The following is a 24,301-nucleotide window of genomic DNA, read 5'->3' as shown; positions in this document are numbered from 1 at the left end:
AACTATCCGTTGCTTCTTGGAAAGGTCAGCAGTTTATCGCGGTAGTGTTCGTATTGCTTCTTGCGTGCGGCGATCTCGGCAGGGAGGCCGCTTGTGAGATCGTTGCATAGGGCGTCGAAGCGGTCGAGGATGGAGACGATGCGGCACTGTTCAGAAAGAGGCGGAACAGGGATAGGATAGTTGGCTATAATTTCTGCACTCAAATCTGCCCGTGCGCCGCGCCCTAGCCCTTTCAACTTTTCATATTGGCTTTTTACCCAATAGAACACATATTTATACTCAACCATTTCCTCGTTAACTTCAATGTTACAACAATGCTGATTCGTTGTAACAGGGATATTATTGACAGCACTTCGTCCAGCTGTCGCACCAGATATGGCAACAATAACACAGTGTGCAGGGATCCATTTCGCCGATGAGTTTTTTAATCCCTCTTCTGTAATAAAAGATGTCGCTTTCTCAATATAATTAAATTCCACCTCTTGAGTTCGCAACCAAGGAATTGTACCGCCAGTATAATAAGCAGAATTTGTTTTTCTTGGCGTTCCTCCCGAAGAAATTCGCACGGAAATATCTCGTAAACTTTTCCACTCTATATGTTGCGTTTTCCGCCACAGCCCAAATTCACTTATTCTTTGAGCTTGTCTGTCTGTCTGTCTGTCTGTCTGAACGATTGTATCATCCACACGGACAAAATTCAAAAGGCTGTCGCGGTAAAAATTATACTGCTTTTTCCGCAAGGTAAGCTCCGCTGTAAGCTCTGCGGTAAGCTCCGTTGTAAGCTCCGTAAAACTGTCTAATAATTTTACGATTTCATTTTGAATTTCCAATGGCGGGACGGGAATGATCGCTTTCGCTAAGCCTTGCGCCGAAATAGACGATATTTTCCCTGTAGTAATATATTTCTTAATTAGTTTGTGGTAGCTTTCTGTACGCAAGAGATACGATACATATATCGGATTCATATTATGTCGAAAAATATAGCAAGCATCATGTACAGCTACATCGTCTTTTCCCAGCCAAGCTACACCGATTCCAATATCCTCAACAGTTTCGCCTGCGCCTACAATAATAACATCATTGGTTTGTGCATACCTCATCTTTGATGAGATTTCTGCACGTATTTTTGTTTTAGCTTCACTACTAGAAATTCCGTAATAGGTATACATTTCCCCATAATGAATGGCTGGTACTCCAATATCTGCAAAATCATTTTTTACAAATCTTTTTCCTCTGACAAGTGTTCCAATCTCACCAAGTTGTTTATACTCCACTCCACTCGGGCAAAGCTCTTCCATCAACTCCTTCAGCCTGCTCATAGAGCAATTCCCTCCTCGTCTTCGATCTCGGCAATAATCTTGTCGATCTCACACCGCAGCACTTCTTCCCTTGCGACGATCTCGCGAATCTCTGCATTGAGCGCCACGATGTCGATGACTTCGCGCGTGTCTTCCGGTTCGACGTAAGTGCTGACGGAGAGGTTGTAGTCCTCGGCGGCTATTTCCTTGCCTTGAACGAGGCGCACCGTGTAGGCAACATCTGCGCGGTCAGTATACATCTGCAGGATATGCTCGATGTTTTCCTGCGTGAGCTTGTTGTTGTTCGTGACCTTGATACATTCCTTCGAAGCGTCGATGAAGAGCGTAGTCGTGTCCGCTTTCGACTTCTTCAGCACCATGATGCAGGTCGCGATGCTCGTGCCGAAAAAGAGATTGTCCGGCAGCTGAATCACGGCATCGACGAAATTGCTGTCGATCAGATACTGGCGAATCTTCTTCTCCGCGCCGCCGCGATACATGATGCCGGGGAAGCAGACAATCGCCGCCGTGCCGTTCGCCGCCAGCCACGCGAGCGCGTGCAAGATGAAGGCGAAGTCGGCTTTCGACGGCGGCGCAAGCACGCCCGCAGGCGCGAAGCGCGGATCGTTGATAAGGGTAGGATTGTTCTTGCCTTCCCACCGAATCGCATACGGCGGATTGGAAACAATCGCTTCAAACGGCTCAAACGCATCATGCTGCGGATCAGTCAGCGTATCGCCGCGCGCAATGTCGAAGTCGTCGAAATTGATGTCATGCAGGAACATATTGATGCGGCAAAGATTGTACGTCGTGATGTTGATCTCCTGCCCGTAGAAGCCGTTTCGCACATTCTCCTTGCCGAGAATTTTGGCAAACTTCAGTAATAGAGATCCACTGCCGCAGGCGGGGTCGTACACTTTGTTCACCCGCGCCTTGCCGATGACCGTGAGGCGCGTCAGAAGCTCGGAGACTTCCTGCGGCGTATAGTATTCGCCGCCGCTCTTGCCGGCATTCGAAGCGTACATCCGCATGAGGTATTCATAGGCGTCGCCGAAGGCATCGATCGTGTTGTCCCGATAATCTCCCAGCTGCATTTCGCCGATGCCGTCGAGGAGTTTCACGAGCTTTGCATTGCGCTCCTTCACCGTAGCGCCGAGCTTGTTGCTGTTGACGTCGAGGTCTTCAAAAAGCCCCGCAAGATCGTTTTCACTCGCCGTGCCAGTCGCCGAGGCTTCAATGTTGTGAAATACCTTTTCCAGCGTTTCATTGAGGTTTTCATTTGTCGGCGCACTTTTTCGCACATTGGCAAAAAGCTCGCTCGGCAGGATGAAGTACCCCTGCTCCTCCACGAGATTCTCGCGCTCCGTCTCCGCCTCTTCATCGGACAGTGCGGCATAGTCAAATGCCGCATCCCCCGCCTCATGCGCCTCACGGTTGAGGTAATTCGTCAGCTTCTCCGAGATATAGCGATAAAAGAGCGTGCCCAAGACATACTGCTTGAAATCCCAGCCATCCACCGAACCGCGCAGATCGTTCGCAATCTGCCAGATCGCCCGATGCAGCTCCGCCCGCTCCATTTCCTTTTTATTGTCCATCGTATCGCCTCCGTAGTCAGTATGCTCTTCTAATTCTTGTTGAAGCCGCCTTTGTCCTTCTAGTGAAAACGTTCCCCGCAAAACAACCAGACATCCACGGAGCAGATAGCTTACAAAATTTCGTCAAATTTTTCTCTCACTTCATCGCTATCCCTGCCGGAAATCGGCTTGCCGGTGACATTTGCAATGGCATCGAGAATTTTTCTCGCGCGATGAACGATAAATCTCTCGAAATCATCGGACATGCAATCGGCCATATCAATCCAATGACTGGCGAGATAATCGCACAAGTCTGTCTGCTCTACCTTTTTCTTCTCGATACGCGCCAGGTATTCACTCGGAGCAACACCGCCTATCTCCCGATTGGTACTGTACGATAGGGGCGTCTTGTTAATGATGGAATCCCACTTGATATAATCATATCCCCTGCTCTTGCAATAGTTTTTCGGAAAGATATGGTGAATGTCAATGCCGGCGGCTTTATAGAGAACAAGATCCATCTCCTGCCCGCTGATGAAGTCACGACTGTGATTCTTCATGATAAGCGCCATGATTCCCTTATAGGCAGCACTCCGTCTTGACTGAAGCATCAACAGGCGCATGGGATTGAAATAGGAATCGACAATGGTCTTGGGCAGCTCACCACCGTTCAACCAATTCATCACGCCAACTACATCATTTACATAACGCGTCTCATTGGCACTTCCATAAAGCTCACCGAATACACCGCACCAATACCATCGCTTGATTTTGTTCTTCACATTGGAATTTTTTATTCGACGATCGAGCAAGAGCAAGGCGCACAAAACGGCCAATGGAATGAGCTGCGTCGTATAAGGAAGGTCGCGGCTGACGAAGATGCGCTCCTCGAAGAGCAACATTTCCGCTTCCTCGAATCCTTGCATCAAAACATCGGCGTATTTTTGATAATCGGCAAGCTTCAGGTTCAGCACGTCCTTCTTCTTGCAGCTCACCACACCCTTCTTCTCATAGGCAGAAAGAAGCGTGCAGGCAGTCAGGAAATCCGTAGCCGTGACAATATTCAGAATATCTCCGTTGAGATGATTGTTTTTGCGCTTTTCCCAATCTTTCCTGAGTTCAAAATCATCCATAGCGAATACAGCTATGACGAGTTCGAAAACCGTAAGCGATACGCCGCCTTGGTTCACATTCTCAAAAACTTGGCACACCGCTTCCTTCGGCGTGTCCTTGTCCAGGCTGATGACAGGAATTTTGTAATGAGTGACGGTCATTATAATTTTTCCACGAAAAGTTCTATACTCGTCGCTTGCCTCGTGTGAATTACTGTGATAAGCAAGATATGCCCGTTCCCACTCAAAGGACTTCTCGTCATCCAAGATGATATTCAGAGGAAACAGCTTATTCGCATATTCCCTTTCGGCAGTCGAAACATCGAGGTCAATTTTCCTGCCAAAGTCGGATGTGATTCGCTTCGACTCTGGGACGGATATAATAGCCTCCACTCGATCGATAGCAGGATCAATTGCCTTGGCAATATCGATGTAGTAAAATCGCTTGATCTCATTGCCTTTGTCGGTTCTGGTTTTGATGGCATTCGGACTGCACATAGACGCATAGATGGAAGTGAGCCGCTGCTGACCATCCAGAATAAGCTGCTCGGGCTGTGCTTTGCAGGACGGTGCGCCCTCAATCATGCGATATTTGAAGCGTACATTCGCATTGCCATATTCGAGGAACATGGCGGCACCTACTGGAAAATTCTGCGTAATGCTGGCAATAAGCCCACGAATGCGACTGTCATCCCATACCCAGCCGCGCTGGAAATCAGGCAATTGAATGTTTCCCTTGTCGATGTCCTTCATCAAATCCAAGATCGGAGTATCGTTTGTTCTCATGCAGTCCATCTCCTATCTTTTATTGCCATCGCAGCGCATACTGCCACAGCTGTTATCTATCTCTATATTGCTGATCATATCGCCCGTCTTCTTGGAGTCGGTTTATTCTACGAATTCATTATATCGTACATTGCCCTGCATTAAAAGCACAGACGGACTGTCCTCTATATAGCTAAACGGCAAAGATCTCAAAGTATCTCCTCATAGCACTGGCGTTTCTATATCCATCCAGATGTTGCTTTCTTACTGCCTCTTGAATCTTTTTTCGTACCTGTACATTTCTCCCATCGTTTTTAATAAATTTTCTGCACACCATGCAAGCCAATCAATATTAAAATTTGCATAATCAAAGTTCTCCCAATCGGATATCCAAGCATAAAAAGGGGTGCCGCTCTTTTGAATGAACTCGCGTGCCTCCCACCAATAATCGCTTGCAATATCGAATCAAGATATTCATGCAGCAGAGATATGCAATCTTCGTGCTCTTTACTAATACACTTCTGACGAGCAATTCGTGAAAAAAGATTCGCTACTTTGTTTGCTCTTGAACGAACATCAATGCCAGAAACACGCTGTGTTAACTCATGCAAAATCATTGCAATCAGCTTGGTTGGCAACAGTATGTAATACAGCAGAAAGAGTTTGCTGAATGGGTTCATGGAATCCTCCTTGTATAGCGATAGCTTTTATGCTATCATATAAATAGTGAACAGAGGGAGTGGACTATGTATCAAATTGATTTCTACGAAAAAAGAAACGGCATATCTGACGTATGGGATTTCCTCGAGGAACTGCGCCTCAAAAGCGGAAGCAACAAAGATGCACGCATTCAGTATGAACAAATCATCTTTTATCTCGATCTTCTAGCACTCAACGGAACAAATTTGCCAAGCAAAATCACAAAACATCTGGAAGATGGTATATGGGAACTCCGCCCAGGAAATAATCGCATTTTTTATTTCTATTACGCCGATAATCGATATGTTTTGCTGCACCACTTTCGTAAGAAAAGCCAAAAGACTCCGCCTAGAGAACTTGCCCACGCTAAAGAGGCACGGAAGGATTACATCCGTCAACAAAAGGAGTGACCGCAATGAAGACATGGGAAGATTACAAGAATCATGTAAAATCCATCGACGCAGAAAGTCGTCGCAACATGGAGGAAATCGAGGAGATTGCAGCCATCGTATCTTCTATGATTGAACGTCGCACTGCCCTCGGCATCAGCCAACGAATGCTTGCAGAACGCTGCGGCTTGCCGCAGTCCTCTGTCGCACGCATCGAATCCTTTAAAACCACACCAAAAATCGACACACTGCTGAAACTCATGCAGCCACTAGGGTTGAAACTTCAAGTAGCAACCCTTTAATCAGTCTCACATGAATGCAGGAAGATGAGATGTCTGACGGATGCTATTCGAGGAATTTATGCAAATCATGACCACCCGTCAAACGGGGGGCTGTTGTGATCAAGCATTTTTGTAACATAAGTGTCCAATAAACTTATGACGAATACCTTGCTTCGAATGGCGTACGGTAACCGTTATAAGAATGCGGACGTACATGGTTGTACGTGGTATAGGCAAAATACTCAACGGCGCGATAGAGAGATTCCTCATCGTGATACTCGTGAAAATAAATCTCCTTTCATTCGATGTTTTTCTTTAGACACTTCTGTTACAATTTTAGTTTATCACAACAGCACGCCTCTTCTGCACCTATGAACGAATCTCTACCGCACACCCCATACTTCTTTGCCGCCTCATCTACCCCACGACAAACCTCGCCGTGCTCCCGTCCTCACCCTTTTCTACTTCAAGCCGCACATCGATGCGGTTTTTTAGTTCCTCCACATGGGAGATGATGCCGACGAGGCGGCCGCCTTTTTGGAGGTCCATGAGAGTTTTTATGGCGAGGTCGAGGGTTTCGGCGTCGAGAGTGCCGAAGCCTTCGTCGATGAAGATGGTGTCGAGGCGGATGCCGCCGGCGTAGTTGGTGACGACGTCGGCGAGGCCAAGCGCAAGGGCGAGGGCGGCGAGGAAGGATTCGCCGCCCGAGAGCGTCGCCATGGGGCGTGCGTAGCCCGTGTTCTCATCGAAGATTTCAAGATCAAGTCCCGCGCTCCTGCGCATGTCGGCGACACCTTCTTTGCGCTCCAAGCGGTACTGCCCGTGCGTCATGCGCAGGAGGCGCATGTTCGCGGCATCCGCCACATCGGCGAGAATGGAGCGCAAGACGTATGTCTGGAAATGCATGCGGTGAGGATTCTGCCCAGCGGCGACTTCCGCGAGCCTGCCCGTCGTATGGTAGGCGGCTTCAAGCGAGGCCGCTTCAAGAGCGAGCTTTTGCAGCTGCTCCTCGCGCGACCTGCGCTCCTTCAGCTCCTGTGCCAGTGCTGCGGCTTCGCGCGTGCCTGCCGTCCACGCGGCAGCCGCTTCCTCCCGCGCCGCTTTGAGCTTGGCGAGGTCGGGTGGAGCGATGCCGGCCGCCTCCTCGGCGGCTTTTTTTTCTGCCTCGGCGAAAGCCGTTCGCTTGTCCTCGTAGGCGCGGATGCGGTCGGAGACTTCCTTGCGGCCTTCTGCTGTCGCGAAGTGTCCTGTGAGCACGGCGCGAAATGCCGCTTCGTCCGAGAATCCCGCGCTCTTCAAGCGCTCGGTGAGAAGCGCCGCGCTCTTTCGCGCTTCTTCCTGCGCGAGTGCCGCCGCTGTCTTTGCCGCCTCGGCTGCGGCCTTGGCTGCGGCAAGCTCTTTCCCTGCACCGGAGAAAGCGTCCTGCGCTGAGGCCAGCGCCTTCTCCCTCTCTGCGACGCCACGCCTTGCCGCCGCGAGCGCCATCTCGACCGCCTTCGGCTCGCGGTATGCTTCGGGCAGAGATGCGCTCTTTTCCTGCAATGCTCCCGCCGCCTGTGCGGCCTCGGCATTGGCTGCTTCCGCGCCCTTCGCCGCCTCCTTTTCTGCGGCTTCCACCTGCACGAGCCTTGCGGACAGTGCCTCGCGCTCGGCGGCGGCCTCCTTCTGCGCCGCTGCCGCCTGCCCGGCCGCCTTGACCTCGGCCTGCAAAGAGGCGATGGCGGCAGCGAGGCTTCCCTCGTCCTCCGTCGTCTGCGTCAGCGACTTCTGCGCCGCCGCCAACTCGCCGCGCACGGCGGCGAGGTCGGCTTCTGCTGCCGTCTGCGCCTTTTCCGCCTTCTCGCGCGCCTTCTCCGCCTTTTCCGTCTCGCTTCGCGCACGCTCCACATCCGCCTTTTCGGGCACATCGTCTTTGCTCACCGTCGGATGCGGATGCGCGGTCGAGCCACAGACGGGGCAGGCCTTGCCGTCTTCCAGACTGCGTGCGAGGAGCGCCGCCTGGCCTTCCATGTAGACATGCTCCAAGGCGCGCTGATTCCTGCGCTTCATCTCGTGCTCTTCTCGCGCCGCCCGCGCCTTTTCGCCTGCGCTCTCGGCGGCTTCCTGCGCCTTTGCTGCACGCTTCTTCAATGCGGCAAGATTCTGCCGCGCCTCGCGCTCCTTTTCCTTCTGCGCGAGCGCAAGGGAAAGCCCTTCGGCCTTTGCCGCACGCTCGGCAAGCTCTTTCTCGCGCGTGCCGAGCGCGAGAAGTTCAGCGGCGAGCTTTTCCTGCGCCGCCTTCGCCTGCGCCGCCTTCTCTGCCGCCTCATGCGCCGCCTCTTCGCGGCTCTTCGCACGCGCCCGCGCCTTTGCCAAGTCAATCGCGCACGCGCCGTATTCTTCGAGCTTGCGCACCTTCGCCTTGCCCTCTTCCAGCTCGCCTTCCCGCGCCTTCTCGCGCATCAGCGCGTCTTCGGCACGCTTCAGCTCATGCGCCGCCTTCTCGCGCCGCTTCTCCTGCGCCGCGCACTCAGCCTCGCGCTCCTTCGCCTTCTCGCGGTCACGCGCCGCGCCCGCCGCCACGTCTTCGATCTGTGCCGCACGCTGCGCCTCTTCGAGCTGTGCGCGGTAGCGCTCGACAGAGCCGCGCTTCTCCTCATGGTCGGCGAGCATCTTTCGCGCCTTCTCCCAGCGCGTCAGGATTTCCGCCGCACGGATGCCCTTCTGCTCGGCACGCTGCGCCGCTTCCTGCTTTTCCTGCAGCGCCGCCGCCTGCTTTTCGAGGACGGCGAGCGCCTTTTCCTTCTCCTCGCTCGCCGCTCGGTGCGCGTCGAGCGAATCTGCCGCGCCGCCCGCGAGGAGCGCCCCTTCCTGCGCCTTGATTTCCGCTCTTCGCGCTTCCATCGCCTTGGCGCGGCTTTTGAAGAGTTCCTCCAATCTGCGGTAGCGCTCCGTCTTGAAGAGCATCGCGAGGAGCGCCTCGCGCTCGTCCACCTTCGCCGTCAAAAGGTCGCGGAACGCGCCCTGCGGCAGGAGGACGACCTGGCGGAACTCGGCAGGGCCGAAACCCAGAAGCTCCGTCATCTTCTGCGTCACCGACGACGGACGCTGTGCGAGCACGCGCTCCTCATTTTCCGCTGCTTCTCCTTCCTCAACCTGCCAGAGCATCGCCGACGCCTGCACCGGCGTCAGCCCCGTGCCGTCCTTCTTCATGCGCTCATAGGACGGCGTGCGGCAGATGTGGTACTTCTGCGTTCCCAAAGCAAAGACGAAGTCGACGCTCGTCCTCGCCTCGCGCGGCGCTTCGTCCGTGCGCATCATCGTGCCCGTGCGCCCCGCCATGCTCGCCTCGCCGTAGAAGGCGAAGCAGATGGCGTCGAGCAGCGTCGTCTTGCCCGATCCCGTACGGCCGTGAATGAGAAAAAAGCTCCTCTCGCCGAGTTCCGTGAAATCGACGACAGTCTTCTTCCCATACGAGCCGAACGCCTCCATGGTCAATCGCAGCGGTCTCATATCTTCGCCTCCCTTTCCTCGCGCAGCAGCTCTTCGAGCACATCAAAAAGCTCCTTCTTCTGCACCTCATCGAGCATCTCGCCCGTCATGTCGGCGAAGAACTCGCCGAAGAGCACGTCGTCGGGACGCTCCAGCTTCTTCCTGCCCTGCTCGCGCAGAGCGCCCGCCTGCTCCATGAGTCCCGGGCGCGTGACCTGCAGGACATTCGGATAGATGCGGCTGAGCTTGCCGTGCGCGTCGAGCACTGGCCCCTTGTCCATAAGCTCGATGGCCGTATAGTCCTCGCTCTTCGGGAAGCGATCGCGGTCTTCGAGGATTTCCTGAAGCGTGCCGCGCACGACTTGGAGGTCGTGCGGCGCAGCGAGCGCGGCTTCCTCGATCGTCACAGAGCCGTCGGCGGTGAGGTCGACGATGGTCGCGCCCTTCCTCTGACCCGCTTCGCTGAACGAATACTTCATGAGCGAGCCTGCGTAGCGGATGTTCGCCGCCCCCGCCTGCTGCGGCGCGTGCAGATGCCCGAGCGCCGTATAGGAAAAAGGCGCGAAGCACGCGGGACTCACGCAGTCCGAGCCGCCGACGGAAAGAGGACGCTCCGACTCGGACGATGCGCCGCCCGCGATGAAGGCGTGAGCGACGGCGACGCTGCGGCAGCCCTCGGGCACGAGCGCCGCCGCGCGTGCGACGGCGAACGAAGTCGCCTCGTCGAAGCCCGCGAGATCTTCCGCCGCCTCGCCGTAAGCGAAGCGCACCGTCGCCGGTTCCATGTAGGGCAGGAGCGAAAAGGCAACCTTGCCGTGCGCGTCGTCCAAGATGACGGGCGCGGCATCCGCCAGCAGCTGCCCTGCGACAAAAACGCCGCCCCCTGCAAGGAGGCGGCTGCCGAAGCCGAGGCGCGCAGCGCTGTCATGGTTGCCCGCGATGTAGAGCACCTTGAGCTTTTCTTCGAGCAAAAGGCGCGAGAGCACCTCATCGAAGAGTTCGACCGCCTCGACGGGCGGCACGGCGCGATCATAGACGTCACCCGCGATGACGACAGCCTCGGCGCGTGCGTCCCTCGCGAGATGCACAAGCTCGTCGAGGACGTGCGCCTGATCGTCCGTCAGATGGCGGCCGAAGAAGAGCCGCCCGAGGTGCCAATCGGCGGTATGGATGAAGCGCATGGGAAACCTTCCTTTCATACGAAGGCGGCGCGAGATGGCCGCAAAGCGGATTTATTTGTCGGGGAAGAACACGCGAAGCCTTTCCGCGGCGGTCGGCTTGCCCAGATATGTGCCAAGCAGGAAGAAGGCGAGCGAAGACGAAAGCCCCAGTACGATGGGATGCAGTCCGAATACATGGATCTTCAGCGCCTGCGCCGCGCAGTAGACGACGGTGCCGCCCGCCATCGAGAGCATAGCGCCCGCCTTGTTGGCACGCCGCCAGTAGAGGCCAAAGAGCATGACCCAGAGAAATGCCGTTTCGAGTCCGCCAAAGGCGAACATGTTGATGAGCCAGATGAGATTCGGCGGCGAGGCCGCAAGGAAGAAGACGAGCGCACCGATGATGACGGTCGAGGTCATGGACAGGAGGCGCAGGCGGCTCATCGAGGGGACGCGCCCCTTCTTCATTTTCTCGTGCATGTAGACGTCCTTGATGATCGCCGACGAAGCGACGATCAGAAGCCCTGAGATCGTCGAGATCGACGCCGCCAGAGGGCCGATGATGGCGATGCTCGCGAGTTCGGGCGGCATCGAGCGTGCGATTGCCTGCGGAATGATGTTGTCGACCGTGCCGTAGTCCGTCACGGGACCCGTCAGAACGCCGTGCGCGAGGATGCCCGTGAAGTTGATGCCGATGTTCATGAAACCGATGACGAACGTGCCGATGAGCATCGCCTGATGCAGTCCGCGCGTGTCGCGGTAGCTGATGCCGCGCACGACGGACTGCGGCAGCGCAATCGTGCAGATGCCGACGAGCAGCCACTGCGTGAAGTAGAGGCCGAGCGGCATGTCGCCGGCGGACAGAGGCGTGAGCATCGCCGGATGCTCGCGCTCGATCGTCTCCAGGATCGCCCAGTAACCACCGCCCGCCTCAAGCACGAAGTAAAAGAGCAGCACGATGCCGACCATCATCATGACGGCGCACAGCGTGTCGGTCAAGGCGACGGCGCGGAAGCCGCCGATCGCCGTGTAGAGGACGACGACGGCGCCGAAAAGCACGAGTCCCGTGAAATAGCTGTAGCCCGTGACCGCCTCGAAGAGCTTCGCACCGCCGACGAACTGCGCCGTCATCGTGCCGAGAAAGAACAGCACGATGACGAATGCGGAAAGGTTCGCGAGCGCATCGGAGCCGAAGCGTGCGCGGATGATGTCAACGATGGTCACGGCGTCAAGGCGGCGCGAGAGGAGCGCGACGCGCTTGCCGAAGATGCCAAGTACGAGGAAGATCGCCGTGACCTGCACGACCGCCATGTAGATCCAACCGAAGCCGACCTTCCAAGCCATGCCCGGCCCGCCGACAAACGAGCTGACGGAACTGTACGTCGCGACCGTCGTCATGGCGAGCACGAAGCCGCCGATCGCACGGTTGCCGATGAAGTACTGCGAGACGAAGCCCGCGCCCTCCTTTTCCCTGCGCACGCGCACGGCGAAGCTGACGGCGAGCATCAGCCCCATGAAAGCGAGGAGCGGCAGTAGGAGCGAGAGCTTTTCCATCATGCCTCGCCCCCCTTCCGCCTCTCCTCGTCATCGAGCGGCATGTCGCGGAAGACGAAGCACAGCAAGAGGGTGACGATGACGAGCGCCATCGCCCATGTGCCGAATGTGCCGAGGACGACCCAGAGCGGCAGTCCCGCGATGCGGATGCTGCCGTCGAGGAACTGCGCCGTGCCGAAGCCGGCGAAGAGCCAGTAGACGATGAGCGCGGCGAGTGCCAGTCCTGTGGCTATGGCCTCGCGCCTTACCTGGTGGTACTTCTCTTTTCTTGTCATTGTATGATTTTCCTTTCTCCTCGGGAGTCTCCTCCCCGAATGTATCAGCGGGAATCCCCGTCTGATCGGCGTCTGCCCAAAACAGCAAACAGGAGCCGCCTGCAGCGCGAAGACGCTTTTTGCGAACCTTCGCGGCATACAGCCGACCCCTGTTATTTCTCCATGTAACTCTTGTTTTCCTGCTCAATGTGCAGGCACGCTTTCGGCGCACTCCGCACGCTCGCCAGCAATCCTCGGACGCTCGGTGCCTTCCGTCTTCTCGCTGTCGAGCAGAGAGCCTTCCGCACATTCTGACCTCTCGCCATCGGGCGACGGGCTTTCCATCTGCTCGATGCGCACGCAGTTGCGCCCTTCCTGCTTCGCCCGATAGAGCGCATCGTCCGCACGCTTCAAGAGCGCCTCCATCGTGTCCTTCTGCACGCCATGCCAGCGCGAAACGCCGATGCTGCACTGGATGGGACGGTAGTTGCAGATCGGCGCCTGTGCGATCCGCTCGCGCAGATGATTGGCGAAGGTTTCCGCCTCTTTCAGTGAATAGTGCAGGCAGAGAATGACGAATTCCTCACCGCCCCAGCGAACCAGAAGGTGACGACGGTCGAGCGAAGTGTGCAGAACCCCGGCAAAGGAGCGCAGCACATGATCCCCCTCATCGTGTCCATAGTCGTCATTCACGCGCTTAAAAAAGTCGATGTCGAGGATCATGAACGCGAGATGTCCGTCTGTATTCTGCGCCACCTTCACCCATTCGGGGAACGTATCGTTGAACTTGTAGCGGTTGAAGCAGCGCGTCAAGGGATCGATCTGCGCTTTTTCCTTCGCCTCGACAATTTCATTCTCCAGAGACTTCTGCACCGCTTCGCTGCGCACCTCGTCGCGAATGCGCATGCGAATCGTGCTCAGGACGAAGACGACGAAGGACAGCAACGCGAAAGGCGTGATGTACGTGTCCCACGCAAACAGATGGTACTGAAACCAAAGTCCGTCGAAAAGCCCGAGCGGCGCAATCGCGAGGAGCGGCACGAGCGCCGTGCGGCAGTATTCGTTGCCGCGCTTCGCTTCGCGCCAGAGCAAGAGGCTCGCCCACGGCGTAAAGATGGCCGCCAGCGGATAGTAAAAGTTCATGCAGGTGAAGAAACTGCCGCGTGCGACGAAGATTTCGCCGAGAGCGGACGCAGCCAAGAGGAGCACAAAGGGTACGGACAAAAGGCGCATCGTGCGGCGCTGCGCGGCGGGCAGGAAGCCCGCGAGAAACTGAAAAGCCAGGATCGCTATGCCATACACTGCTGTAAGCTGCACGAACCACCAGAAGCGCGGCGAATCGAAAAGGAAATACCGCGCGTTCATCACGCTGACCATCCAGGCGCCGTAGACGAGGAAGAACAGCAGCAGAAAGACGTAGGCGCCTCGGTTGCGGCGCAAGGTGCAGCTATAGATGGCGACGATCGCCCCCATCATGAAGATCAAAGAAAGTCCGAAGACGAAGGGCAGATCGGCGAAGAAAAGCTCCGCCACGCTCGCACGCATGTCGCGCAGACACAGGTGGTCGAAGCGGCCGAGATCGACCGTGCTGAAAGAATGCATTCCGACGGTCAGTGTCTTCCCCGCATAGCCTTCCGGCAGAGGAACGAGATGCCAGCGCGTGCCGTAGCTGTAGTCACCGTCCTCCATCGAACCGTATTCGTAAAGGAGCTTGCCATCGAGCCACAGACGAACCGACTGGTTCGTCGTCTTGAAGAACAAACCCGTGCCGCTGTACCCCTCTTCGGGCAGACTCGTTGTCAGATAGACATAGCGCGTCTCGCTCGAAAGGAGCGGCTGTGCGGGATAAGTCACACACTGCCATCCTTCGGCACCATTCTGCGCCTCCTGCAGAAGTTCCTGCATTTCTCCCTCGTCCGGAAGGTTCGCGCTCTGCCAATAGTGCAGTTCCGTAGGCTCAGCTTCCTCTTTAGCAGAATGCTGCAGGGAAAAGCCTGCCATCTCATGGGAATCCAAGGAAAGTCCATGCGCGGCGACTGCAGGCAAGGCCTTCGGCAAGGAGGCGGCGAGGACGAAGAGAACAGCTGCGAGCGCAAGAATGCGCAGAAAGTCATGCGCCGCTCTGCACCCTCTTTTCCCCAACATTGCCATGCACCGCCCTCTCACTGCCGACTACGAAAGCCTTCCGTCCGTCATTCCTGCAAGACACAAGACCCTTTTGCCATAATATATCACATATTAGTACAAAAGTCCAGAGTTGGAGATCGTATTTTTTCTTTTCAAGTCTCCCGCTTCACTCGATAGACAGTGACGTACATGACGGGCAGCACGAGCAGCGTCAATACCGTCGCCACGGAAAGCCCGCTCGCTATCGCCACCGCCATCGGTCCCCAGAAAGAACTCGTCATCAGCGGAATCATGCCGAGGATCGCAGCAGCAGCCGTCAGCATGATGGGACGAAAGCGCAGAACAGCCGAGTCGATGACCGCCTGCCACGGCGACTCGCCCGCCTTGATATGCTTCTGAATCTGGTCGATGAGGATGACCGAGTTGCGGATAATCATGCCCGAGAGCGCGAGGATGCCGAGGTCGGCGACGAAGCCGATCGGCTCGCCCGTGAGGAACATGCCGCAGGCGACGCCGATGATGCCCAAAGGAGCGGTCAAGAGTGTGATGAGCATGGCGCGGCCTTCGCGCACTTGGAAGATCAAGAGCGTCATGATGAGGAAGATCATGGCGGGCACGGGCACAAGAAGATATTTCATCGAATCCTCGCTGTCTGCAAGGCTTCCGTCCGGCTCGATGGCATATCCTGCGGGAAGATTCTCGCGCAGTTCCTTCGTCGCCGCGTACGCTTTTTTCGCCGCATCCGTCGGCGTGCCCGCGATGATGTCGGCGCGTACGGTCACGGCGGGCTTCAAGTCGCGCCGCCAGATGATGCCGTTTTCCGCGTCATAGGAAATCTTCGCCACCTGCGCAAGCGGCACATAGCCTGCCTGCGGCAGGTAGATCGGCAATTCTTCGAGGCGCGAGAGATCGTCCCTCGCCTCCTCCCTGAGCCGCAGCACGATGTCCACCGTGCGGTCGCCCTCGTAGAGTTCCGCCGCTTTCACTCCCGCCAGTTCCGTGTAGAGCATCTGCTGCACCATCTGCGTCGAAAGTCCGAGCGCCTTGAGCTTGTCTTGATCGAGCGCGAGGTGCAGAACCTTGCTCTTTTCCTGCCAGTCGAGGTTCACGTCGCGCGTGTTCGCATCGCTCGCCACGAGGTCGGCAACCTCATTGGCAAGCGACATGACTTTTTCCTTGTCTTCTCCCTCGACGCGCAGCATGATGGGGTACGCTGCAGGCGGCCCCGTCTGGATGAACTTGAGATTTGCACGCACGTTCGGGAAGTTTTCGGAAAGCTCCGTGCGGATCTTCGCCGTCAAATCCTCGCGTGACTCCTTGTCGTTCGCGACGATGACGAACTGCGCATAATTGTCCGCAGCCAAGACGGGTTCAAAGGTCAGCACGAAGCGCGGCGCACCTTCGCCCACATAGACGGAATAGTTCCTGTACTCGTCCGCAAGGCCGTCGAGGAAAGCAGCAAAGCGCTTCGCCTCGCCGTCCGTGTTCTTCATGGAAGAGCCTTCGGCAAGGTGCATCTCGACGATGATCTCAGGCCGCAAAGACGGCGGGAAGAAGTCCTGCCGGCAAGCGCCCAAAAGCGCGATGGATGCAGCGAAGACGAGCGCCGTCACGCCGAGCACGAGACGGCGATGTGCTAAAAATGCCTCCAGCACGCGGCGAAACACGCGATAGAATCGGCCTTGATGGAGCAAGGCTTCGCCCTTTTCATCGCGCTTCGGCTCAATGCGGATGATGTGGTAGCCGAGGAGCGGGGCGACCATGACGGAGACGATCCAAGAGAGCAGCAGCGCGGCGGCTATGACGGGAAAGAGCGAGGCGCAGAACTCCGCCGCCATGCCCTTCGAGAAAGCGACGGGGATGAAGCCCGCGCATGTGATGAGCGTGCCCGTCAGCATGGGCAGAGCCGTCGCACGGAAGGCGTGCGAGGCGGCGCTGAAGCGGTCAAGCCCCTCTTCAAGCTTGACGCTCATCATCTCGACGGCGATGATCTCATCGTCAACCAGAAGCCCAAGGGAGATGATGAGCGCGCCTAAAGACACCTTCTGCAGGTCGATGCCCGCACCGTACATGAAGAGGAAGACGCCCGTCAGTACGAGCGGGATGCAGCAGGCGACGACGAACCCCGTGCGAAGGCCGAGCGTCAGAAAGCTCACGGCGAGCACGATGATGACGGCTTCTCTGAGCGTGTCGACGAAATCATCGATGGATTCTGCGACGACCTGCGGCTGGTCGGAGACCTGATGGATTTCCAAGCCGAGCGGCAGATCGTCCTTGAGCGCGGCGATTTTCTTCTGCAAATCCTTGCCGAGCGTCAGGATGTTACCGCCCGGGCGCATGGAAACGGCGATGCCCACGGCAGGCTCGCCATTGAAGTACATCTTCGGCTCGGCCGGCTCGGCATAGCGGCGCGTGACGCTCGCGACGTCGCCGAGTCGGAAGGTGCGCCCGCCGGCGGCGATCGGCAGGGCGCGGATCGCCTCAAGGTCGTCGAAAGCGCCCGAGACGCGCACGTAGACGTTGTCCGTCTGCGTCTCGATCATGCCCGCCGGCGTCATCTCTTCCTGCGTACGGATGGCAGAAAGAATCGCATCGGGCGGTATGCCAAGCTCCGCGAGACGCTCGCGCGCGGCCTCGACGTAAATCTTCTCCGGCTGCACGCCGATCAATTCGACCTTCTGCACATTTTCGACCGCAAGCAGGGCGCGGCGCGTCTTTTCCGCCTGCTCGCGCATCTCCTCGTAGGACCAGCCGTCGCCCGTTACGGCGTAGACCGAGCCAAATACATCGTCGAAGCGGTCGTTATAATAAGGGCCGTAAACACCTGTGGGCAGGCTGCGCTTCTCATCCTCGCAGAGATTGCGTGCGTCGCGCCACGTCGGACGAATATCCTCCTTCGCCACAGCGTCGTCCAGCGTCACATAGATGACCGCCTGTCCCTCGCGCGAATAGCTCTTGAGCTCCTTGAGTCCCGGCACATCCTGCAGCTTCTTCTCCAGCTTGTCCGTGACCTGCTCTTCCATCTGCTGCGCTGTCGCACCCGGCCAGGCGACGGACACGACCATCTGGCGGATCGTGAAGTCAGGATCTTCCATCCTGCCGAGCTTGCCGTAGGAAAAAATGCCGCCGATAAAGACGACGAGAATGAAATACCATACGAGCCCCTTGTGCTTGAGGGAGATTTCCGTAAGATTCCTCATGGCGCATCCCCCGTCCGCACTTCGTCGCCCTCGCGCAGTTTGTGGACGCCCGCCGTCACGACGAGCGCATCGTCGGGAAGTCCCCGGACGAGCACGTCGTTGCCGTCATAGCCGTCGACCGCAACTTCCTGCAAGAACACCTTGTTGTCCGCGCCGACGAGCCAGACCGAAGGTTTGCCGCCCGTCTGGTAGATGGCGGCGAGCGGCAGGCGCACGGCTGCCGTCGGCATCCGTCCCACAGCCACATTCGCCGTCATGCCGAGCGCCATGCCGGCCGGCGGTGCGGGCACAGAGACGCGCACGCGGTAGGTACGCGAGACGGCGTCCGCCATCGGCGCGACCTCGCGCACCGTGCCGGAAACGACGCCTGCGCCGAGCGCCCAGAAGGATACGGCGACTTCCTTGCCCGGCGGCACATCGGCGAGACGATCTTCGGGCACAGCGATCTCGACCTCAAGATCGCCCGACTCGACGAGTGTCACGACCGTCTGTCCTGCGGCGACAACCTGTCCCGACTCTGCTGCCACGGCAGAAATCACGCCGGGCGCATCGGCAAGAAGCTCCGTATAGGAAACGGCATTGTGCCCCTCTGCCGCTTGGGCGAGCGCCTGCCGATAGCTCGCCGCCGCCGCCCCATAGGCAGTCTCGTACTGGTCGAGCACGGCGGCGGGCACGGCCTCGGCCGCGTAAAGCTCGCGGTAGCGCGCTGCATTTGCCGCCGCGAGGTCGAGCTGCGCCTTCGCTGCATCGACTGCGGCGTCGGCCTGCCTCGACCTCTGCACGATGTCGGAGGCGTCGAGGCGCAGGAGCGGCGCTCCCGCTTCCACGCGGTCGCCGACGTTGACCGCACGCGCGATGACGCGGCCGCCTACCTGGAATGCCAGATTCTTCTCGTAGCGGCCGCGCACACTGCCCGCATAGTTGACCGCGTGCGCCGCCTCATTCGTCTCGACGCGCTCGGTGCGCACCAACGGCGGCTTCGCCTTCTCGGGCGGCGCATCGCCGCAGCCTGCGGCACTGACGAGCAGCCCCGCCAAAAGGAGCGCCAGAATACTGCATGCCCCATATCTCACATCGTTTCCCCCTCTCAGCTTCCTGCGGGTTTCACCGCGCCGTCTTTCCAATGAGCTCTCGAAAATCCGCCTTCGACGAGCGTTCCGCCAAAATCTGGAAGTTGCGCTCCACACAGGAGACATCCTGCGGCGACAACGGATCGATCAGATAATTAACCCACGAATTCATCACGGACAGCAGGAACGGATGCTGCATGCGTCCGTACTCCGTCAGACGGATGCGCTTGATGCGGCGATCCTCCGCGTCCTTCTCGCGACAGATGAAGCCCTTCTGTTCCAAAAGCTTGAGCGTGCGCGCCACGGCGGACTTGTCCGTCTGCAGAGCACGCGACAAATCCTCCTGACTCGCCCCCTCGCAGTCAAAAAGGCGCAGAAGCAGGACGTACTCCGAATACGTAAGCTGCAAAGGACGACATGCTTCCAACACATAGCTGCGCGAACGTCCGTCCAAAATGGAAAAACAACGCGCCACCTGCAAATTTTCCACCAAGATCCCCCTCTCAATACACGACCAAATGCAACAGCAGCAAGCTCACATCCATGACGTACAGATTTTCTCTTAGTTGATTATATCAACATTTTCTTTATATTTCAATAAATCGGTGCACTATATATCCAAACGCCATCTTTCCATGCTATAATACAATTGGTACTACGAAAACGGTAGGCGGTCGATTCTTAGCCCCTGAGAGGGGGGCGTTGCTTATGGATCTGTACGATTTTTTATCGTTGGTTTTCCTCGTAACGATCTGCATCGTTGCGTTAAAAGCAAAATAAGAATTCCCCGCCTCAGGCTCACAACTTAGGCGGGGAATTCTTCTCTCAACCAAGAGTAGGGGCTGACCGTTTACCAGTAGCACCTCTTCTCTTTTTATTATACGACACGATACGATACACGTCAAACCATTTGGCGCAACCCACCTCACGAACCTCCGCCATCTCACAGCCCCACGTTTCCCAGTTCCACCGTACCGCGGCAGGAAATGAGCACCTCGCCTTCGAGGAAGAAACGCTTGCCCGTCTCAACGAAGAGCGTGCCGCCCGGCTGCTCGACGACGATGCGCCCACGCTCGCCTCCTTCGGCAAGCGCAAGTGCCAGACTTCCCGAACCGCAGGCACGCTCAAAGACGTGGCTTTTAGCGCTCGGCACGGCGACGTAGGGACGGATGCGAAAGTGATCGCGTCCCAAGCGCTCAAACGGCACGACTCCGTAAGCATCGGCGTCCGTCTCGCACATCAGACGGGCAAGCAGTTCGTCGTAATCCGCCGCCGAAAGGTCTGCGGCTTCGACGACGAGATGCACGATGCCTGGAAGCGATACACATATCGCCGCGCCCCCAAACGAAAATCCGTCAAGAGAAATACGCCGCACCTCATGCGCCTGCGGCATCTCGGCACGCGCCAGCCAGCGTCCCGAGCCGAGCGGATGCGCCTCTGCCCGAAGCGGTTCGGGTGCACCCGAGCACTCGACAAAAAAGGGGGACTCAGCACCTTCAGATGCCGCCAGAGCCGCCGCTGAAAGCGTCGCATTGCCGCAGAACTCGCCGCCCGACATCTCAATGCGAAAAAGCGCCTCCTCGGAATGCGGCGCAACGAGGAAACCCGCCTGCTCCGCCGCCAGATGATCGTAATCCATCGCCTCAGCGAGGAGCGCGGCACGCGCCTCCGGTGCAGCCTCCCCGCGCAAAAATACCGTCGTATTTCCCAGCGGACTCAGCTTGATGAAATCCAGCTCCATAAACTATATCTCCTACGAGAAATGCGCCTTTTGCTTGCTGTTTCCACAGCGCAGGCAAAAAGCGCACAACACCATCGACAACGAATTCACAAAAGCTGATGCATCTTTCCAAGATTCTCAATCTTGTCCAACGGCCATTGCGAGACTTCAGAAATATCCTGCAATGACCATTTTTTCTTCTTCAGCATGTTGAGCACGATCTCCGTCACACCCTTTTCCATGCCCTTTTCCATGCCCTTTTCCATGCCGATCTCTTGTGCTTCCTGAAGCTGGACACGCTTTGCCAATTCAGGATCCCACTTGAAGCTCACCATGTCAAAAACCTCCTCCATCTCACGCTCAAGAAAATATTCCGCCAAAAGATTCTGCTCGATACAATAGCGGATTGCCTGCTTAACAGCCCCCTCCAAACATACTCCCGCCGCCGTTTTTCGTCGGATTTGCGCCACGAAAACGCTATACCCCTTGAGCGCACGACTCTTTTCAAGAAGTCTGCTGCCCGACATTTCATTAATGTTATATGCCTTGACGCAAAGTTCCAACGAGGAGCACTCTCCTCCGAAAGCCTCCGACAGACGCATTTCCCATTCATCCGGCGCTGGATCAAGACCATTGTAGAATACATAGAAGCATGGTGCCGGCAACTGGAGACGTCGCGTTCGATACGGTGCATCCTTCGGCACTTGCTTCCGATAAAGCTTCGCCATATACCAAAACATACGCAAGGGCATATTCTCGTTCAAAGTACTCTGGTGCTCCATCAAAACAATTTGCCGCTTACCCGCCAAGAAACTCACATCATTCTTCTCGTCGTTGAAGAATGTCCCCTGCAGCGTCATGAGCTGTATTTCCTGCAAGGAAACATCTCGCCCAAAAAGCCCGCGATATACATCCTGCAAATAATCTTTGCGGCGGAATATATCGCAAAAAAGCGAATCCTTGTACGTTCTCTTCACCCGCGCCATACAGCTCTCTCCATGTCAAAAAATATCCTTTCTTTATTCTATATTTTATCACGAGATCTGTACTCGCTCAATAAAAAAACACGAAATACAGCAAGGCTGTGCACAAGCCCCAAGCTCGCGCACAGCCTTCAAAACTACAACTTCGTGATGTCCTTGCCGAACCACTTCTCCGAGATCTTCGCCATCGTGCCGTCGGCGCGCATCTCGTCGAGAACCTTCTGCATCTTCTCCTTGAGCGCCGTATCATCCTTGCGATAAGCGACACCGAACTGCGTCACGGGACCGACGTGACCGTCGAGCGCGGCAATCTTGTCGGGGTGCTTCGACATGTAGAAGCGGCCGATGATCTCGTCGCAGACGATCGCGTCGACGCGGCCGTTCTCGAGATCCATGAACGCCGACAAATAATCCGCGTACTTCTTGACGTCCTTGTAGCCCGTAACATCTTTGTGACCATCCACATAGTCCTCTGCCGTGCCCGAGGCGCTCTGCGTCGCGACGATCTTGTTCTTAAGGTCGTCTTCCTTCGTGATCGAAGCGTCGTCCGCACGCTTGAAGATCACCTGCTGATCGTTCATGTACGGCTCGGAAAAGAGCAGATTCTTCTTGCGCTCCTCCGTGATTTCCAAGCCATTCCACAGCGCGTCGATGCGACCACTCTGAATCTCAGCCTCCTTGCTTGCCCAGTCGATGCCCTTGAACTCGACCTCCGTGCCGAGGCGCTTCGCCGCCTCTTTCGCCAATTCCACGTCGAAGCCCGTGATCTCGTTCTTCTCGTCGAGGAAGCCCATCGGCGGGAAGTTGTCGTCCAGACCGATGACGATCTTCTTCGGCGCGTCGTTTGCCGCCTTCTGTCCGCCGCAGCCCGCCATAAAGCCTGCCGCGAGCATGAGGGATAAACAGACGAATAAAATTTTCTTCAAAACAAAGCACTCCTTTTCTTCGTTAAAGTATTATCATAGTGATATTATACATGGACAAAGAGAATTTGCCAAGGGGGAATCTCGTCATAATTTTCGGCTCTTTGATGCACAAAAACGCCGCGAAGGAGCACAATTTCCTGCTCCTTCGCGGCGTTTCCTAGGCTTCTGCCTAGAAAAGCACGGATAAATCCAGTGCTTTCTTACATACTCTTCGTCAATTTCTCAATGTCGCCCGATACTTCCTTCGCCTGTACCACAGACGTATGGATTTCCTTCATCCCCTCCGCTTGCCTTTCAATCAAGAGGTTGATCGTCTTGATCTTCTCCTCGATATTGGCCGAGGCCTTCTCCATCGAGCCGAGAGCCTCGACAATCTTGCCGACAGCCTCCTGACTGCTGTCAGCAAGCTTTCGCACCTCTTCAGCGACGACGGAGAAACCCCTGCCCGCATCACCCGCGCGTGCCGCCTCGATCGAGGCGTTGAGCGCGAGGAGGTTCGTCTGCTTCGAGATGTTCATGATGAGCTCCGTCATCTTCAGCGTGTTCTCGGTCTGCGTGCGCGTATCCTCTGCCGCCCGCGTGATTTCCTCCTGTACGCCGGTGATCTCGGTCGTGCGCTCCGCCGTCTCGTTCACGCGCGTCGTGATCGTCTCGATTGATTGATAAAGCCCTTCCATCCTTGAGCCGAATTCCTTGTAGAACTGTTCCTTGCCGGTCTTCAGCAACGTGATGTCCTCGATGGCGCCGGCGACTAGGACGGGCGTGCCGTCGGGCTTTCGGATCGTCTTGCCCACGGCGTGAAACCACAGATATTCGCCCGTCTTCGTCTTCAAGCGATACTCAAGGTCGAACGGCGTCCTGCCGCTGCGATCCATGATATGCGCTTGAAACGCCTGCAAGGTGCGCGCCTTGTCCTCAGGATGCAGGCGATCGGCCCACGAGTTCAGCTTGTTCGGAAAGTCCGTCGTATTGGAGAAGCCCAGGAGGTGGCGGAAACGATCCGACCACCAGAACTCATTGTTCGGATTCGTCGGATCGTCGCCGACGACCTTCATGTTCCACGAGCCTTCCGCCAGGATGCTGTCGATCGCCTCGTAGCGCTTCAAAGTGTAGTCGAGATATTCCTTGTTCTTGACCTCCTCGTCGATGTCGACGAAGACGCCGATGATCTCTTCGGGATGTCCGCTCTGGCTGCGCACGACGTTGCCCGAGGCATGAAACCACTTGTAACTGCCGTCATGCACCTTCATGCGGTAGTCGACATCGTACGGCGTATTGCCGCTCAGATCTTTGATGCACTGCGTGAAGGCGGAAAGCGTTCCGTCCACATCGTCAGGATGCAGGCGCGAACTCCAAGATTCCACCGTATTGGGGAAGTCGTTCTCGTCACGGAAGCCGACCATGCGGCGGAACTCGTCGGACCAGATGGCATAGGCGATGCTGAAGTCCGCATTGATCTTCATATACCAAAGCCCCGAATGGACGGCATCATTGATCGTGCGGATGCGGAACTTCTGGTACTCGATCTCCTCGTTCACCTTGTCGATGAGCGCATTGAACGCGTCCGCCCACGGCTCGCGCGAATCTGCCTTGGAGAAAAGCTGATTCTTCTCATGCCCCTGTGCAACCCTCTGAATGGCTGCCGCCAGATTCTGCCCGTCATTCGGGGCGGCTGCAGCCTTTTTCATGCCAAACATCAAAATCTCCTCCAATGATAC

18 protein-coding genes and 1 pseudogene are annotated in these 24,301 nt (G+C 56.7%); 2 read left to right on the top strand and 17 right to left on the bottom strand.

The window, feature by feature from the left end:
• Positions 1-2 precede the first annotated feature (2 nt).
• The 4 genes from OL236_RS01765 to OL236_RS01750 form a co-directional block, all read right to left on the bottom strand.
• Positions 3-1,319: a restriction endonuclease subunit S gene (locus OL236_RS01765; protein ID WP_265071112.1), complete on the bottom strand. Its 1,317-nt coding sequence runs from the start codon at positions 1,317-1,319 to the stop codon at positions 3-5.
• Positions 1,316-2,893, bottom strand: coding sequence for a type I restriction-modification system subunit M (locus OL236_RS01760; protein ID WP_265071111.1), 1,578 nt, complete (start codon positions 2,891-2,893; stop codon positions 1,316-1,318). Before OL236_RS01760 ends, OL236_RS01765 begins: the two co-directional genes overlap by 4 nt.
• A gap of 110 nt (positions 2,894-3,003) precedes the next feature.
• Complete coding sequence (locus OL236_RS01755; protein ID WP_265071110.1) at positions 3,004-4,770, bottom strand: DUF262 domain-containing protein; 1,767 nt, start codon at positions 4,768-4,770, stop codon at positions 3,004-3,006.
• A gap of 293 nt (positions 4,771-5,063) precedes the next feature.
• Positions 5,064-5,429: a hypothetical protein gene (locus OL236_RS01750; protein ID WP_265071109.1), complete on the bottom strand. Its 366-nt coding sequence runs from the start codon at positions 5,427-5,429 to the stop codon at positions 5,064-5,066.
• A gap of 66 nt (positions 5,430-5,495) precedes the next feature.
• Between OL236_RS01750 and OL236_RS01745 the strand changes: the two genes are divergently transcribed.
• Together OL236_RS01745 and OL236_RS01740 are read left to right on the top strand one after the other, a co-directional pair.
• On the top strand, positions 5,496-5,858 hold the full coding sequence (locus tag OL236_RS01745) for a type II toxin-antitoxin system RelE/ParE family toxin (protein ID WP_265071108.1): 363 nt from the start codon (positions 5,496-5,498) through the stop codon (positions 5,856-5,858).
• Positions 5,859-5,863: 5 nt separating this feature from the next.
• A complete protein-coding gene (locus OL236_RS01740; RefSeq protein ID WP_265071107.1) occupies positions 5,864-6,139 on the top strand; it encodes a helix-turn-helix domain-containing protein in 276 nt (91 codons plus the stop codon).
• Between the two features lie 133 nt (positions 6,140-6,272).
• Here the strand turns inward: OL236_RS01740 and OL236_RS01735 are convergent.
• The 13 genes and pseudogenes from OL236_RS01735 to OL236_RS12455 all read right to left on the bottom strand — a co-directional run.
• A pseudogene (locus OL236_RS01735) lies at positions 6,273-6,410 on the bottom strand (IS3 family transposase); the annotation flags it as partial.
• Positions 6,411-6,535: 125 nt separating this feature from the next.
• On the bottom strand, positions 6,536-9,610 hold the full coding sequence (locus OL236_RS01730; RefSeq protein WP_265071106.1) for an AAA family ATPase: 3,075 nt from the start codon (positions 9,608-9,610) through the stop codon (positions 6,536-6,538).
• Positions 9,607-10,770: an exonuclease SbcCD subunit D gene (locus OL236_RS01725; protein WP_265071105.1), complete on the bottom strand. Its 1,164-nt coding sequence runs from the start codon at positions 10,768-10,770 to the stop codon at positions 9,607-9,609. Before OL236_RS01725 ends, OL236_RS01730 begins: the two co-directional genes overlap by 4 nt.
• A gap of 51 nt (positions 10,771-10,821) precedes the next feature.
• Positions 10,822-12,306 carry a sodium/pantothenate symporter gene (gene panF / locus OL236_RS01720; RefSeq protein ID WP_265071104.1) on the bottom strand — a complete coding sequence of 495 codons (1,485 nt, stop codon included), beginning with the start codon at positions 12,304-12,306 and terminating at the stop codon, positions 10,822-10,824.
• Positions 12,303-12,578, bottom strand: a complete 276-nt coding sequence (locus OL236_RS01715) for a YhdT family protein (RefSeq protein ID WP_265071103.1) — start codon at positions 12,576-12,578, stop codon at positions 12,303-12,305. Before OL236_RS01715 ends, panF begins: the two co-directional genes overlap by 4 nt.
• Positions 12,579-12,761: 183 nt before the next feature.
• Entirely contained in the window at positions 12,762-14,708 is a 1,947-nt protein-coding gene (locus OL236_RS01710; protein ID WP_265071102.1) for a GGDEF domain-containing protein, read from the bottom strand.
• 128 nt (positions 14,709-14,836) lie between these two features.
• Positions 14,837-17,884, bottom strand: a complete 3,048-nt coding sequence (locus tag OL236_RS01705) for an efflux RND transporter permease subunit (RefSeq protein ID WP_265071101.1) — start codon at positions 17,882-17,884, stop codon at positions 14,837-14,839.
• On the bottom strand, positions 17,881-18,957 hold the full coding sequence (locus tag OL236_RS01700; protein WP_265071100.1) for an efflux RND transporter periplasmic adaptor subunit: 1,077 nt from the start codon (positions 18,955-18,957) through the stop codon (positions 17,881-17,883). The genes OL236_RS01705 and OL236_RS01700 overlap by 4 nt, the downstream gene beginning before the upstream one ends.
• Positions 18,958-18,988: 31 nt before the next feature.
• Positions 18,989-19,444 carry a MarR family winged helix-turn-helix transcriptional regulator gene (locus tag OL236_RS01695; protein ID WP_265071099.1) on the bottom strand — a complete coding sequence of 152 codons (456 nt, stop codon included), beginning with the start codon at positions 19,442-19,444 and terminating at the stop codon, positions 18,989-18,991.
• 453 nt (positions 19,445-19,897) lie between these two features.
• Positions 19,898-20,695: a diaminopimelate epimerase gene (locus OL236_RS01690; RefSeq protein ID WP_265071098.1), complete on the bottom strand. Its 798-nt coding sequence runs from the start codon at positions 20,693-20,695 to the stop codon at positions 19,898-19,900.
• Positions 20,696-20,781: 86 nt separating this feature from the next.
• Positions 20,782-21,660, bottom strand: a complete 879-nt coding sequence (locus OL236_RS01685; RefSeq protein WP_265071097.1) for a transposase — start codon at positions 21,658-21,660, stop codon at positions 20,782-20,784.
• 134 nt (positions 21,661-21,794) lie between these two features.
• The gene (locus OL236_RS01680; protein ID WP_313972255.1) at positions 21,795-22,583 is read right to left on the bottom strand and encodes an amino acid ABC transporter substrate-binding protein; all 789 of its coding nucleotides are present in this window, start codon (positions 22,581-22,583) and stop codon (positions 21,795-21,797) included.
• A 200-nt stretch (positions 22,584-22,783) separates the two neighbouring features.
• Complete coding sequence (locus tag OL236_RS12455; RefSeq protein WP_320109803.1) at positions 22,784-24,280, bottom strand: PAS domain-containing protein; 1,497 nt, start codon at positions 24,278-24,280, stop codon at positions 22,784-22,786.
• Positions 24,281-24,301 lie beyond the last annotated feature (21 nt).

Origin of the sequence: Selenomonas sputigena (genome assembly GCF_026015965.1) — a bacterium.
GTDB lineage: Bacteria > Bacillota > Negativicutes > Selenomonadales > Selenomonadaceae > Selenomonas.
Note: the sequence above shows the minus strand (reverse complement) of the source record. Positions and strands in the feature narration are given on the sequence as shown.